The organism is Pseudomonas sp. Marseille-Q5115, assembly GCF_916618905.1.
Taxonomy (GTDB): Bacteria; Pseudomonadota; Gammaproteobacteria; order Pseudomonadales; family Pseudomonadaceae; genus Aquipseudomonas; species Aquipseudomonas japonica_A.
Window position 1 is genome coordinate 4400285 of the sequence record NZ_CAKAKI010000001.1, and the last position, 12885, is coordinate 4413169.

The 12885-nt window shown below is 63.5% G+C and carries 14 protein-coding genes; 3 read left to right on the plus strand and 11 right to left on the minus strand.

What is annotated here, in order from left to right:
* Positions 1-64: 64 nt before the first annotated feature.
* Positions 65-1090 carry an alcohol dehydrogenase AdhP gene (adhP, locus tag LG385_RS20075; protein ID WP_181113931.1) on the plus strand — a complete coding sequence of 342 codons (1026 nt, stop codon included), beginning with the start codon at positions 65-67 and terminating at the stop codon, positions 1088-1090.
* A gap of 54 nt (positions 1091-1144) precedes the next feature.
* Here adhP and LG385_RS20080 read toward each other — a convergent pair whose 3' ends face one another.
* Genes LG385_RS20080 through cydP form a run of 5 tightly spaced genes read right to left on the minus strand, consistent with a single transcriptional unit; the run spans position 1145 to position 4495 of the window.
* The gene (locus LG385_RS20080; protein ID WP_225775639.1) at positions 1145-1432 is read right to left on the minus strand and encodes a cyd operon YbgE family protein; all 288 of its coding nucleotides are present in this window, start codon (positions 1430-1432) and stop codon (positions 1145-1147) included.
* The gene (cydX, locus tag LG385_RS20085; protein ID WP_225775640.1) at positions 1422-1538 is read right to left on the minus strand and encodes a cytochrome bd-I oxidase subunit CydX; all 117 of its coding nucleotides are present in this window, start codon (positions 1536-1538) and stop codon (positions 1422-1424) included. Before cydX ends, LG385_RS20080 begins: the two co-directional genes overlap by 11 nt.
* A gap of 11 nt (positions 1539-1549) precedes the next feature.
* A complete protein-coding gene (gene cydB, locus LG385_RS20090) occupies positions 1550-2692 on the minus strand; it encodes a cytochrome d ubiquinol oxidase subunit II (RefSeq protein WP_225775641.1) in 1143 nt (380 codons plus the stop codon).
* A 10-nt stretch (positions 2693-2702) separates the two neighbouring features.
* A complete protein-coding gene (locus tag LG385_RS20095; RefSeq protein WP_225775642.1) occupies positions 2703-4301 on the minus strand; it encodes a cytochrome ubiquinol oxidase subunit I in 1599 nt (532 codons plus the stop codon).
* On the minus strand, positions 4298-4495 hold the full coding sequence (gene cydP, locus LG385_RS20100) for a cytochrome oxidase putative small subunit CydP (protein ID WP_225775643.1): 198 nt from the start codon (positions 4493-4495) through the stop codon (positions 4298-4300). The genes LG385_RS20095 and cydP overlap by 4 nt, the downstream gene beginning before the upstream one ends.
* Before the next feature lie 169 nt (positions 4496-4664).
* Here cydP and LG385_RS20105 point away from each other — a divergent pair, with 169 nt between their 5' ends.
* Together LG385_RS20105 and LG385_RS20110 are read left to right on the plus strand one after the other, a co-directional pair.
* Complete coding sequence (locus LG385_RS20105; protein WP_225775644.1) at positions 4665-5771, plus strand: YcjF family protein; 1107 nt, start codon at positions 4665-4667, stop codon at positions 5769-5771.
* Positions 5755-7296 carry a GTPase family protein gene (locus LG385_RS20110; RefSeq protein ID WP_225775645.1) on the plus strand — a complete coding sequence of 514 codons (1542 nt, stop codon included), beginning with the start codon at positions 5755-5757 and terminating at the stop codon, positions 7294-7296. Before LG385_RS20105 ends, LG385_RS20110 begins: the two co-directional genes overlap by 17 nt.
* 3 nt (positions 7297-7299) lie before the next feature.
* Here the strand turns inward: LG385_RS20110 and LG385_RS20115 are convergent, their stop codons facing one another.
* The 6 genes from LG385_RS20115 to LG385_RS20140 form a co-directional block, all read right to left on the minus strand.
* The gene (locus tag LG385_RS20115; protein ID WP_225775646.1) at positions 7300-8778 is read right to left on the minus strand and encodes an efflux transporter outer membrane subunit; all 1479 of its coding nucleotides are present in this window, start codon (positions 8776-8778) and stop codon (positions 7300-7302) included.
* Positions 8775-9674, minus strand: coding sequence for an HlyD family secretion protein (locus LG385_RS20120; RefSeq protein WP_181113954.1), 900 nt, complete (start codon positions 9672-9674; stop codon positions 8775-8777). Before LG385_RS20120 ends, LG385_RS20115 begins: the two co-directional genes overlap by 4 nt.
* Positions 9671-9880 carry a DUF1656 domain-containing protein gene (locus LG385_RS20125; RefSeq protein WP_181113956.1) on the minus strand — a complete coding sequence of 70 codons (210 nt, stop codon included), beginning with the start codon at positions 9878-9880 and terminating at the stop codon, positions 9671-9673. Before LG385_RS20125 ends, LG385_RS20120 begins: the two co-directional genes overlap by 4 nt.
* A complete protein-coding gene (locus LG385_RS20130; protein ID WP_225776288.1) occupies positions 9877-11958 on the minus strand; it encodes an FUSC family protein in 2082 nt (693 codons plus the stop codon). The genes LG385_RS20125 and LG385_RS20130 overlap by 4 nt, the downstream gene beginning before the upstream one ends.
* A complete protein-coding gene (locus LG385_RS20135) occupies positions 11955-12368 on the minus strand; it encodes a MarR family winged helix-turn-helix transcriptional regulator (protein ID WP_181113986.1) in 414 nt (137 codons plus the stop codon). Before LG385_RS20135 ends, LG385_RS20130 begins: the two co-directional genes overlap by 4 nt.
* Positions 12369-12536: 168 nt before the next feature.
* Complete coding sequence (locus tag LG385_RS20140) at positions 12537-12875, minus strand: tryptophan synthase subunit beta (protein WP_181113958.1); 339 nt, start codon at positions 12873-12875, stop codon at positions 12537-12539.
* Positions 12876-12885 lie beyond the last annotated feature (10 nt).

The following is a 12885-nucleotide window of genomic DNA, read 5'->3' on the forward strand; positions in this document are numbered from 1 at the left end:
TTGCTCGACAGGCAGTGCGTCGAGACGCGCGTTGTTCTTCAGATCCCTTCCAAAGGAACGATCCATGACTACAACAATGAAAGCCGCCGTCGTTCATGCCTTCGGGCAACCGCTGTCCATTCGGGAAGTTCCCGTGCCCCAGCCGGGCCCAGGGCAGTTGCTGGTGAAGATCGCCGCATCCGGCGTGTGCCATACCGACCTGCATGCCGCCGAAGGGGACTGGCCGGTCAAACCCAACCCGCCGTTCATTCCGGGCCACGAGGGCGTCGGCCATGTGGTGGCGGTAGGCGCCGGGGTCAAGCATGTGAAAGAAGGGGACCGCGTTGGCGTACCGTGGCTGTATTCCACCTGCGGCCATTGCGAGCACTGCCTGGGGGGCTGGGAAACGTTGTGCGAAACCCAGCAGAACACCGGCTATTCGGTGAACGGTGGCTTTGCCGAATACGCCCTCGCTGATGCCAACTACGTGGGCCGCTTGCCCGATAACGTCGGCTTCGTGGAGATAGCCCCGGTGCTGTGCGCGGGCGTCACGGTGTACAAGGGCCTGAAAATGACCGAAACCAAGCCTGGGCAATGGGTGGTGATTTCAGGCATCGGTGGCCTCGGCCATATGGCGGTGCAATACGCCAAGGCCATGGGGATGAACGTAGCGGCTGTGGACATTGACGACGGCAAGCTGGAGCTCGCTCGCCGCCTGGGCGCGGAAGTGACCGTGAATGCCCGTGAGCTGGACCCGGCGCGCTACCTCAAAGAGCAGATCGGCGGCGCCCATGGGGCATTGGTCACGGCGGTGTCGCCAAAGGCCTTCGAGCAGGCCATGGGGATGACGCGCCGTGGCGGCACCATTGCGCTCAACGGCCTGCCGCCCGGTGACTTCCCCCTTTCGATCTTCGACATGGTGCTCAATGGCACCACGGTAAGGGGCTCGATCGTGGGCACCCGACAGGACCTGCAAGAGGCGCTGGATTTTGCTGGCGAAGGCAAGGTGCGGGCGACGGTGAGCACTGACCGCCTGGAGAATATCAACGATGTTTTCGAGCAGATGCGCCAAGGCAAGATCGAGGGCCGCGTGGTGATTGATATGCAGTGACCCCTGCCACCGTGCCGACGCTGCGGCAGGATAACCGCGGCGCCGGCACGCCGTTCAGGTGAGCAGCAGGTAGCCCATCAGCATCAAGGGCCAAGCCACCACGGGGCTGAACAGCCCACGCCAGACCAGCGCCCGTGGATCAAAGCCCATACCGTGTACAAAGCCTGCGCTGATACCCCACATCGCCAGGGCCAGCAGGCCATGGCTATAGCGGCCATCCGCGTCGAGCAGCGCCAGCGGGTGCAGCAACATTACCAGGCTAAGCGGCACTGCAAGCAGCAACGACAGCAGGCGGCTGGGCGTGGACGCCAGGCTACGGGCAACCAGCGACCTAGCGTTCATCCTGTGCGCCCTGTTCCAGGCAACCCGCCCCCTCCAGCCACAGGGCATTGATGATTCCAAAGCTGCAGGCGAGCAATACGCCAAGTATCCAGGCGAAATACCACATGGTCGGGCTCCTCAATAAAGGCCGTGGGGGTTACGGTCGATGTGCGCGGGACTGACTTTCCCCCAGAGTTTCCAATAGCACCAAAGGGTGTACATCAGGATCACCGGCACGAAGATCCCCGCCGCAACGGTCATGATGCCGAGCGTGGTGCGGCTGGATACCGCGTCCCACACGGTAAGGCTGGAGGCGGGGTCGATGCTGGAAGGCATCACGAAGGGGAACAGTGCGAACCCGGCGGTGCAAAGCGTGCCCACAATCGCCATCGCAGTGCCGAGGAAGGCCATGGCGCCTCGCCTCAATGTGGCAGACAGCAGCGCCAGGCAAGCACCCAGTACACCCAGCAAGGGCGCCACGGCGGTGTAGGGATACAGCCGGTAGTTGGCCATCCAGCCAGGGTTGCCGCTTTGTACATATTTGGCCATCGGGTTGAGCGCGGCGCCCAGGTCGAGGCCCTTACCTAACACCAGTCCGTGGATCGAGCCCATCGCCAACCACACGCCTGCGCCAATGAAGGCGACCACATAAAGCGCGCCGAACCCTAATACCGCGCGGCGTGCGCGCTCGGCCATCACGCCATCCGTGCGGATCATCAGCCAGCTACCGCCATGTGCGGCGAGCATCGCCAGGCTGACCAGGCCGGCCAGTAAGCCGAAGGGGCTCAGCAGTTGCCAGAAACTTCCGTGGTAGCTGGCTCGCAGTGTGTCATCGAAGCGGAACGGCACGCCCAGCAGCAAATTGCCGAAAGCGACGCCGAACACCAGCGAAGGCACCACGGCCCCTGCGCATAGCGCCCAGTCCCAGCTCTGCCGCCACCGGGTGTTCTGCACCTTGCTGCGGTAGTCGAAGCCGACCGGCCGTACGAACAATGCGAAGAGCACCAATAGCAGCGCCCAGTAGAAGCCCGAGAATGCCGCCGAATACACCAGCGGCCAGGCGGCAAACAGCGCGCCGCCTGCCGTGATCAACCAAACCTGGTTGCCATCCCAGTGGGGGGCGATGGCGTTGATGACCACCCGCCGCTCCCGGTCATCCCGCCCTACCAGCGGCAGCAGCAACATGGCGCCCAGATCGAAACCGTCGGCTATCGCGAAACCGATCAGCAATACCCCTACGATCACCCACCACAGTAGCTTCAGCGTTTCGTAATCAAACATGATCGGCTCCTCAGGCAGCAGCCAGCGTGTCGGTCGCGGTAGGCACAGGCGCGGGCGAATGCCCATGCTCGAAGTGGTAGCGCCCGGTGTGAAGGCTGCTTGGGCCCAGGCGCGCGAACTTGATCATCAGGTACATCTCGATCACCAGCAGCACGGTGTAGAAGGCCACCAGCGCCAGCAGCGAGCCCCACACGTCCGCAGCGGTGAGCGTAGAGGCAGATAGATGCGTGGGCAGCACTTCGCCGATGGACCACGGCTGGCGACCATGCTCGGCCACGTACCAGCCAGTCTGCGTCGCTACCCACGGCAGTGGCAGGCTGAACAGCGCCCACTTGAGCAACCACCGGCGGCGATGCTCAGCTTTTTGAGCAGAGGCCCAGAACGCGACGATGAACAATGCCAGCATCAATACGCCGCTCAGCACCATCAGCCGGAACGTCCAGAAGATCGAGGCCACACCCGGGATCGAATCTAGGGCGGCTTGCTTGATCTGTTCGTCGTTGGCATCCACTACCTTGTCGGTGTATTTCTTGAGCAGCAGGCCATAACCCAGGTCACCCTTCACCGCGTCGAAAGCTTCGCGAGTTTCAGTGCTGCGGTCACCGGCGCGCAGCTTGCCGAGCAGTTCGTAGGCGGCCATGCCGTTGCGGATGCGCCCTTGGTGCTCTGCCACCAGATCCTTGATCCCGGTGACCGGCGTGTCCAGAGAGCGGGTCGCAATAATGCCCATCACGTACGGGATCTTTACCGCATAGTCGGTGCGCTGCTCGGCCTGGTTCGGCAGCCCGAACAGCGTGAACGCCGCTGGCGCCGGCTCGGTTTCCCACTCGGCTTCGATCGCGGCAAGCTTGGTCTTCTGCACATCCCCGATCTCATAACCGGACTCGTCGCCCAACACGATCACCGACAGGATGGAGGCCAGGCCGAACGCCGAAGCGATCGCAAACGAACGGCGGGCAAAGGCAACGTCGCGACCCTTGAGCAGGTAGAAACTGGAGATAGCCAGCACGAACACCGCACCGGTGACATAGCCGGAGGCCACCGTGTGCACGAACTTCACCTGAGCCACCGGGTTGAATATCAGCGCCGAGAAGCTGGTGAGCTCCATGCGCATGGTTTCGTAGTTGAACTCGGCGCCTACAGGGTTCTGCATCCAGCCGTTAGCGATCAGAATCCACAGCGCCGACAGGTTCGATCCCAGTGCCACCAGCCAGGTCACCGCCAGGTGCTGCCGCCACGAAAGGCGATCCCAGCCGAAAAAGAACAAGCCGATGAAGGTCGATTCGAGGAAGAACGCCATCAGGCCTTCGATCGCCAACGGGGCGCCGAAGATATCGCCCACGTAGTGACTGTAATAGGCCCAATTGGTACCGAACTGGAACTCCATGGTCAGGCCGGTGGTAACGCCCAGCGCGAAGTTGATACCGAAAAGCTTGCCCCAGAACTGGGTCATGTCCTTGTAAACCTGCTTGCCGGTCATGACATACACCGACTCCATGATCGCCAGCAGGAACGCCATGCCCAAGGTGAGCGGCACGAACAGAAAGTGGTACAGCGCCGTCATGGCGAACTGTAGCCGGGAGAGGTCGACAACCGATTCGGTAATCATCGTAGAGGTTTCTCGGAAGAGTCGGGAACTGAGCCAAGCATGTGCTGGCCGACTTTTGCGCTATCGCCCGCGATGGGCGCCGGTACCTCGAACCACAGGGCCCGGATACCCAGGAGCAGAACCAGCTTGAGCAGCAGGATCACGGCGATTTCCCGGGCCAAAGGCTGTTTGAGAACATCGAAATGTGCGGCCATCACGGATACTCTTGGGGATGCGGGCATTGTGCTCGGCGCTGCCGCAGGCACGTTGACCTGAGTCAATTTTCGCCGCGCCGCCGCTGCGGCAGGGTGCCGCACCCTGCACCCAAGGACCTTTCTTCAGCGCAACGGGCCTAAGCCCCATGCCCGACCGGAAGCCACCACCATGAGCCTGCTCGACCGCGTTTACCGAACGCTGAACCCCGAAGCGAACCCGGCGCTGGAAACCGCCTTCGAGCGCAGCGAAGGGCAACTGCCCACCCTCTGGCTACTAGGCAAGACCGGGGCGGGCAAATCCTCCCTGGTGCGTGCGCTGACGGGCCTTGACCAGGTAGAGGTCGGCGCGGGGTTTCGGCCCTGCACCATGGCCTCGGCCCGTTACGCCTACCCCACGGACACACCAGTAATGGCCTTCATGGATACGCGAGGCCTGGCTGAAGCGGATTACGATGCCGAAGCCGACCTGGCCCACCTTGAACAGAACAGCCACGCCCTGATTGTGGTGATGAAGGCTGAGGACCCGGAACAGTCGCAGGTGCTGGAGGCGCTCAAGCAGATCCGCCGCTCCGGCAAGATCCGCGAAATACTGCTGGTGCACACCGGCGTGCAACAGATCAGCGACACCGGTGAGCGTGAGCGGTGCATCGCTCGCAACCAGCGCCAGGTCGAGCAGGCCTGGGGGCCGGTAGAAAGCGTAACCGTGGATTTTCTGGGCGTAGACGGCCAGCCGTATGGGCTGCAGGCCCTTACGGAAAAAATTGGCGCTCGCCTGCCGATCGTCACCGAACTGTTCGACGACCAAGGGCACGCGGATGTGGAAGAACGCAACTTCCAGCGCCTCAAGAAAGAGGTGATGTGGTACGCCGGGGCGGCGGGCGCGGCGGATGCGCTACCGGCCGTAGGGCTGGTAGCGGTGCCCACCCTGCAGCTCAAGATGCTGCATAGCCTTGCCAACCGGTACGGCCTGACTTACAACCGGCGGCTGCTGGCTGAGTTCGCTGCGGCATTGGGCACGGGCTTTGGCTTGCAATACGCCTCGCGCCTTGGGCTGCGCCAGTTGATGAAGCTGATCCCGGTGATAGGCCAGACCGTGGGCGGCGCCTCAGCGGCGGTGGCCAGTTACGGGTTCACCTATGCCCTGGGGCGCGCGGCGTGCATGTACTTCTACCGCCTGTCGCGGGGTGAGCCCATCACGGCGGCCGAGGTGCAAGCCCTGTACAAGCAAGCCTTTGAACACATCCTTCCGGTGGCGCGTAATGAAAAGAACCTTTAGTGGCCTAGCAGCGCTCACGCGGCTGTCAGACCGGGTAATGCCCTATGCCCTGCTTTCGGTGGTGCTGCCGGTGCTGGTGCTGGCCGGTTTCGGGGTGTATGCAGTGGTGCGGTACGGCTACATCCTGCACCTGATCCTGGTGTTGCTGGCGTGTACCTTGCTCAGCAGCCTGGGCCTGCTGCTGGCACGCCGCCGATTCGGCCAGCGGGTGGGCCCCGCTGTGAAAGAGGCGCTCGAAGCTACCCCGCGCACGCCCGACTACTGGCGCGCCCAGGACCGTGAGGTGCAGCAGGCGCTGATCCCGGAGCTCAAGGAACTGGTCGCGACAGACTTCCCTTGGCAAGCCCTGCCGCAGACCGGCCTGGCCGTGGTGCGGCTGGTAGCGGCCCGCTATGACGAACGCTCCGCCCGCGCTCATTGGGCATTTACCGCACCTGAGTTGCTGGCCATCGTGGAACAGGTCAGTCGGCGTTATCGCCGTGTGCTCAAGGCCCATGTGCCAGGCGTGGAACACCTGCGGATATCCACGCTGATGAACCTCAATGAGCAGGTTGAACGCTACGGCCCGTTGGCACGCAAGGTATTCAACCTGTACCGGGCGGCACGTCTGATTTCGCCTCAGGGGCTGGTAGCCGAAGCGCTTACGCAAATCCGCGGCGAAGTATTCAGCGGCCTGAGCGATGAGCTGCAAAGCCGTTTGAAGTACCTGTTGTTGATGGAGGTGCTGCGGGCGGCGATCGACCTCTATGGCGGGCATTTCCGACTGGAGGATGACCAGCTGCAACAGGCCCGTGTGACGGCCCGCGACGAAGACCGCAAGGCGCCACCGCTGGACCCGGTTCGCATCGGGCTGGTTGGCCAGGTAGGCGCTGGCAAGTCTTCCTTGATCAATGCGCTGACCGGCAGCTTGAATGCCGAGGTGAGCGCATTGCCCGCCACCGATGGCGTGGCGGTCTATGAGTGCATGATCGAAGGCGCGCCCAACATTCGCTTGATCGACCTGCCGGGGTTGGACGGCACCGAGGCTGTAGAAAAGCTGGTGTTCAAGGAAGCGCGTGAATGCGACCTGCTGTTGTGGACGCTCAAAGCCAACCAGCCAGCGCGGGCGCTGGACCGGCAGTTTCGCGAAAAGCTGAAAGCTTGGTTCGCCCGTCCCGAAAACCTTGGCCACGAACCGCCGGCGATCCTCGCCGTACTCACCCAGGCGGACCGGCTGGTGCCGGGGGGCAGCTGGCCTGCAGGCAGCGCGTTGGAGGAAGGCAGCAAGGCCGCGCGTGCGGTGCAGGAGGCAGGCGCCTATAACAGCCAACTGCTGGACCTGCCCGACTGGATAGGCGTGGCGTTGCCCCAGCAGCAGCCCGCATACGGCCTGGCCGAATTGCAGCAGGGGCTGCAGGCGCTTTATGCCAAGGCCGTGAACGTGCAACTCAACCGCCGCCGCCGCGAAGCCGGCGGGTTCTCGGTCAGCCGCGAGCTGGAGCGGATCAAACGCGGCGCCAAGGGTGTGTTCAGTTTGTTGCGCTAGCCCTTATTCGCGAGCTCCGCCTGCGGCTTCGGCGGATGGCCGTCCCCGTGCTCCCACAGTAGCCGGCGCACTTTCCCAACCGCCGCCCAAGGCCAGGAACAGGTTGATCTGTTCCATGGCCACCCGGGTATTGGCTTCGGCCAGTTGCGCTCGAGCCGTGGTGTAGGTGCGGGTGGCTTGCAGGTCTTCGAGGAAGGATTGCCGGCCTGCCAGGTAGAACTGATGGGACTGGTCCGCGGCCTGGTGGGCGGAGCGCTCGGCTTCGGCCAAGGCGTCGCGGCGTTCCAGCACTGCGGCATAAGTAGACAGGCTGGTCTGAGCTTCACGTACCGCGTTGAGCACCACCCCATCGAAGCTTGCCAGCGCGCCCTGGGTAGCAGCCTCGGCCTCGCGTATGCGAGCGCGGGCACCGTTGGTGGGGATGGTCCAGCTAATCAGCGGGCCGAAGCCCCAACGGTTGGTGGAAGGGTCGCCCAGCTCATCGAGAATGCCCACCGTGCCAACCGTGGCGCCGATGCTGATGTCCGGGTAAAGCTGACCGGTTGCTACACCAATGCGTGCCGTGGCGGCCGCCAATTGCCGTTCGGCTCGGCGGACATCGGGCCGGCGCTTGAGCAGCGTGGCGCCGTCCCCTACCGGCAACAGTTGGGCGATATGGGGCAGCTCGGCGCAGCCCCCTACCCCGGCCGGCAATTGCTCAACGGGTTTGGCCAGCAGCATGGACAACCGATACAGCCCGGCGGCGCGCTCGGCCTGGTAGCGGGGTAACTCGGCGCGCAACGATTTGAACTGGGTTTGTGTACGGGTAACCTGGGTTTCGTCGCCACGGCCTGCGTCGCGCAGCCGTTGCGCCAGGTTCACGCCTTGTTGCTGCAAGTCGAGGGAATGCAGCGCGATATCACGTTCTTCATTCGCCGCGCATACCTGGGTATACGCACGTACCACGTCAGCCACCACGGTGATGCGAGCGGTATCGGCGGCCGCCTGGGCAGCATCGGCATTGGCGTTGGCGGCTTCCACGCCACGCTTGAGCGTGCCCCACAGGTCGAACTCATAAGAAGTTTTGATCGACGCCGCGCCAATGTTCGACACGGGCACTTTTTCGGCTAGCAAAAAGGCTTGGCCGGACTCCTGCAACCGCTGCGCCTCGGCGCTCACACTGGCGTTGAAGCCACCCTCGGCTTCGGCCTGTTCGGTCTGGAAGCGAGCCCGCGCAATGTTCGCGGCCGCTACGCGCAGGTCGGTGTTGGAGGCCAATGCCTCACGCACCAACTGATCCAGGCGCGGATCGTGGTACAGCTGCCACCAATTGGCAGGTACTGGCGCAGACACCACGTTGGGATTGCCTTCGCCCAGCTTCGCCTGAAGGTCCGGGCGGTTGACGGCCGCGGTACTGGGCAACTGGTAATCCGGGCCCACGGTCTGGCAGGCCGCGAGGCTGGCCAACGCGGCCAGCGCCAAGGCACGCAAGGCAGTACTCATTGCGCCGCTCCTTGCTGGCCTGCCGCCGGTGCGTCGTCGAGCAGTGAAACCGTGGCCGTACGGCCAGCGATCATGCGGAAATCCGCGGGTACCTGGTCGAACGCGATCCGCACCGGAATACGCTGGGCCAACCGTACCCAGCTGAACGCCGGGTTTACGTTTGGCAGCAGGTTGCTACCGCTGCTGCGGTCGCGGTCTTCGATACCCGCCGAGATGCTTTGAACGGTACCGCTCAACCGCGCGGTATCGCCCATCACCCGAATGTCCACGGCTTGGCCGATGTGGATGTGCGGCAGCTTGGTTTCCTCGAAGTACCCATCAATGTGATAGGAGTCGCTATCCACAACCGACAGCACCGGCCGGCCGGCCGCCACGAATTCATGCTCGCGCGGGGCGCGGTCGTTTACGTAGCCGTTCACCGGGCTGCGGATCACGGAGCGGTCCAGGTTCAGCTGGGCGGCATCCACAGCGACCTGAGCTTCGAGCACGGCGGCCTGGGCGCGGGCCTCGCGAGACTGGCTTTCTTCCAGTTGCTCCTTGGCTACCAGGTTGCCCAACCCACGGTTGCGCTTGTTCTCGCGCTGCGCCTGGGCGAGCGTTTCCCTGCGGTCGGCCAACCCTGCCTGGGCTTGGCGAAGGGCAAGGCGGAAGCGGTCCTGGTCGATGGTGAACAGTACGTCACCGCGCTTCACCAACTGGTTGTCATGTACTGGCACTTGCTCGATCAGGCCGGAAACGTCCGGCGCGATCTGCACGATATCGGCGCGGATGTGCCCGTCTCGGGTCCAGGGCGCGAACATGTAATACATCACCATGCGCCATACCAGCACCACGGCGAGGGCGACCACGATCAAGGTGAGAAAAAAGCGACCAAACGTCAGCAAAGGTTTTTTCATGTCATCAGGCTTCGGCAGATTACGTCTACCGCGCTGAGCAGCACGGTGTAGAGGGCAATGTTGAAAAGGGCCCGGTGCCAGACCAGGCGGTAGAAGTGCAGCCGGTTGAGCACGGCATGCACGCCCAGAAACAGCACGTAGGCAATGGCCATGATGCCCAGCAAGGTGGGCAGGAAAATCCCGCCGATATCCAGTTCACCGATCACAGCGGGGCTCCATCGATACCATAGGGCGGTTGTTCCTCGGCCTGGTCGCCCTCCACCACTACCTCGGTGCCAGGCAACAACGCCAGGCGCAATCCGCTCAGCGCGAGCAACAAATGAGGGCAGGCTTCGGCGTCCAGGCAGCTGTTGAGCGCGCGCCGGGCCCGGTCCATGGTTCTCAAGCTGGCCATGGGTGGCGGCAGGCGCTCACCGGCCTTGAGGTTGGCGGCGAAATACGCAGCTACTTCGCTTACCACCTGCTTGAGCAACACCTGCGCGCTGCTATCCACCCGGCGCGCATAGGCGAGGATGTCCAGCAGGTTGAGCGCCACGCGCACGTCGCGCAGGGCACCGCCGGTGTCCTGGCCCACTTGGCCCAGGCGCGGCAGCAATTGCATCAGGCGGTCGAGCAAACGCACGGCCATTTGCCGGTGTTCCTGCAGCGTGCCGGGCTCGCCCAGGCGGGTGATGTCCTGCCAGCCGAAACGCGTCAGGCGGCGGGCGGCGGCTTCGGTGCCGAAGGGGCGCACCACGAGGGTCCAGCAGAAGGCAAACAACAACCCGGCCGGGCCCGCGATATTGCCATTGATGAAGCTCATGAAGTCGGCGTCGTATTGGCTCTGAATGCTGATAAAGGTAGAGCTGTTGACGATGGTCAGCAGGGTTCCCAGATAGAACTTCGGTTGCACCGTGAGTGCGCCGATCCAGATGAAAGGCACCGCGAATGCCAGAACCAGCATGGCGAAATCGTGCAGGTTGGGCAGCACCAGGAACAGGTACAGGCCAGACAGCACTACCGACACCATGGTCCAGAAGAAGAACCGGTAGATCTGCGGAGCTGGGTCGTCCATGGAGGCGAAGAAGCTGCATGAAACGGCCGCCAGGATGACCGCGCTGGCGCCGTCGGCCCAGCCGGTCAGTATCCAGATAGTGGAGGCGGCAGCGATCGCGGTTACCGACGACATGGCGGAATAGAACATCAGGCCGCGGTCGAAGAACGGCGTAAGGCGGCCGAGGCGCCAGTGCCGATACACGGCCTTCCAGGGCTCGCGCTGCTCGTTGCGGATGGCCAGGTGGAGCGTGCGGCAGTCTTGCCAAAGGTCGGCCCACTCTTCCAGGCGATACAAGGCATTGGCCAGTAGCAGTTGCTGCCGATCCGCCAGAGCTTCGGGGGCGGGCCGTACCTGGTCGATATGATGATGCAGGGTCTGCCAGGCCGCTTCGCTGGGGTTGTCGCCGCTGGACGCCAGCCACTGCTGAGCGTGCCCAAGCACGGGCGCCATACGGGCGGCGAGTTCCGGCGTACGCCGCTCCAGCGCCACGAGTGCGTCGTCCAGCGCGTCGATGGTGGGCAGCAGGTGGATCATCCGCCCGCGTAATTCCTTACGGTTGCGCACGCTCTGCGGTGTAGCGCCTTCATGGGGCAACTGGCCGATCATCTGCTCCAGCGAATTGAACGTCACCACCATGGACGCCCGCAGCGGCCCTACTTCGTCAGCGCTCACGCTACGTGACAGGTACCGCAGGCTGTAGGCATCCGCCTCGCTGAACCATTTGTCCAGCGCGCCCGCGACCACAGGGGCCAGGCGGCGCGGCCAGAGGATAGCGCCCACCACGGCGGCGCAAACGATGCCGATGAAGATCTCCTGAGTACGCGAAGAAGCCACGTCGAATACCGCCGAAGGGTTATCCACCACCGGCAACGCGATCATGGGCATGGTGTAGCCAGCCAGCATCAAGGCGTAGAAGTTGGCCGTGCGAAGGTGCAGCGACAGGAACAGCAATGTACCTGTCCACAGCGACACCACGATCACCAGCAACACCGGCGCCTGCACGAACAGCGGCACCAGCAACACTGCCGCGCTGGCCCCCAGCAAAGTCCCCAGGAAACGATACACCGCCTTGGAGCTGGTGGGCCCTACGTAAGGGCTGGAAACGATGTACACCGTGGCCATGGCCCAATAGGGCCGGGGCATCTCCAGCTTGAGCGCGATGTACAGCGCCAGCATCGAGGCGGAGAAAGTGCGTACGCCATACCACCAGTCCTGCGCGGGTGGCAGGTCGCTGAAAAAACCTTTCAGGAAGCCCATACGGCGGACCCCTGCCCTGCTTCTTCGAACGCCCTCACTACGCGCAGCGCGGCTTCGAGGTCGGCCTTGTCGACGTTTTTCAACACATCGCGGCGCAGCCGCACCAGCTCGCCCTCGATGGCTTCGGCCAGCTCGCGCCCTTGTGGGGTAAGGCTTAGCGCCTTGGCGCGACGGTCGGTAGTGTCTTCGGTGCGCTGCACAAAGCCTTGCGCGCACAGCTGGTCGAGCAGGCGCACCAGCGAGGGGCTTTCAAGGCCTGAAGCATGAGCCACGGTCACCTGCCGCACGCCGTCGCCCAGGCGCACGATGGCCAGCAGCGGCACCGCGCAGGCTTCGGAGATGCCGTAGTTGGCCAGTGTGGTCTGGCAGATCCGCCGCCAATGCCGGGCCGCTACGACCATGCCGCTACTGATGTTGAGCTGGAGCTTGTCGAGAGTGTTCACAGGCGCCACATAATTGATAGGTTGCTAACTATCAATACTCGATCAAGTCGGTTGTGTAGTCAATAGTTACAAATTGCCACGGCGATGGATGGCCGACCGAACGTTCTTGCGGGCAAAAAAACGGCCTCAGATGAGGCCGGTTTCTTCGTCGTTGATCAGCCGGCTTAGCCCGCCGAGGGCTTCACGCGCCTGGGTACGGTCCATCAGCTTGGCCTGGGCGGCGGGCGGCAAGTCGGTGATGCGGATCACCCCTTTGCTGGTGAGCAACTGGATAAGGTCATCGAGCACCCGCACCATGTCCAGGTCGCTTTGCTGCAAAGCCTTCAGGCTGGTTTCCACGGCTTCGCTGCTGAACCAGGCCTGGATATCCAGGTGGTCGGCGGCGAGGGTTTCGCTGTAGCCCGAAAATTCCGTGGGCTGCACCCGAACGAGGCGGCCTTCGGCGTTGCGCTGGACGTAAAACATCTATGAACCC

What these genes read in the sequence shown, in the direction of transcription:
- adhP (WP_181113931.1), top strand. Translation starts at nt 65, where the DNA reads ATGACTACAACAATGAAAGCCGCCGTCGTTCATGCCTTCGGGCAACCG.
- LG385_RS20080 (WP_225775639.1), bottom strand. Translation starts at nt 1,432, where the DNA reads ATGAACGCTAGGTCGCTGGTTGCCCGTAGCCTGGCGTCCACGCCCAGC.
- cydX (WP_225775640.1), bottom strand. Translation starts at nt 1,538, where the DNA reads ATGTGGTATTTCGCCTGGATACTTGGCGTATTGCTCGCCTGCAGCTTT.
- cydB (WP_225775641.1), bottom strand. Translation starts at nt 2,692, where the DNA reads ATGTTTGATTACGAAACGCTGAAGCTACTGTGGTGGGTGATCGTAGGG.
- LG385_RS20095 (WP_225775642.1), bottom strand. Translation starts at nt 4,301, where the DNA reads ATGATTACCGAATCGGTTGTCGACCTCTCCCGGCTACAGTTCGCCATG.
- cydP (WP_225775643.1), bottom strand. Translation starts at nt 4,495, where the DNA reads ATGGCCGCACATTTCGATGTTCTCAAACAGCCTTTGGCCCGGGAAATC.
- LG385_RS20105 (WP_225775644.1), top strand. Translation starts at nt 4,665, where the DNA reads ATGAGCCTGCTCGACCGCGTTTACCGAACGCTGAACCCCGAAGCGAAC.
- LG385_RS20110 (WP_225775645.1), top strand. Translation starts at nt 5,755, where the DNA reads ATGAAAAGAACCTTTAGTGGCCTAGCAGCGCTCACGCGGCTGTCAGAC.
- LG385_RS20115 (WP_225775646.1), bottom strand. Translation starts at nt 8,778, where the DNA reads ATGAGTACTGCCTTGCGTGCCTTGGCGCTGGCCGCGTTGGCCAGCCTC.
- LG385_RS20120 (WP_181113954.1), bottom strand. Translation starts at nt 9,674, where the DNA reads ATGAAAAAACCTTTGCTGACGTTTGGTCGCTTTTTTCTCACCTTGATC.
- LG385_RS20135 (WP_181113986.1), bottom strand. Translation starts at nt 12,368, where the DNA reads ATGGTCGTAGCGGCCCGGCATTGGCGGCGGATCTGCCAGACCACACTG.
- LG385_RS20140 (WP_181113958.1), bottom strand. Translation starts at nt 12,875, where the DNA reads ATGTTTTACGTCCAGCGCAACGCCGAAGGCCGCCTCGTTCGGGTGCAG.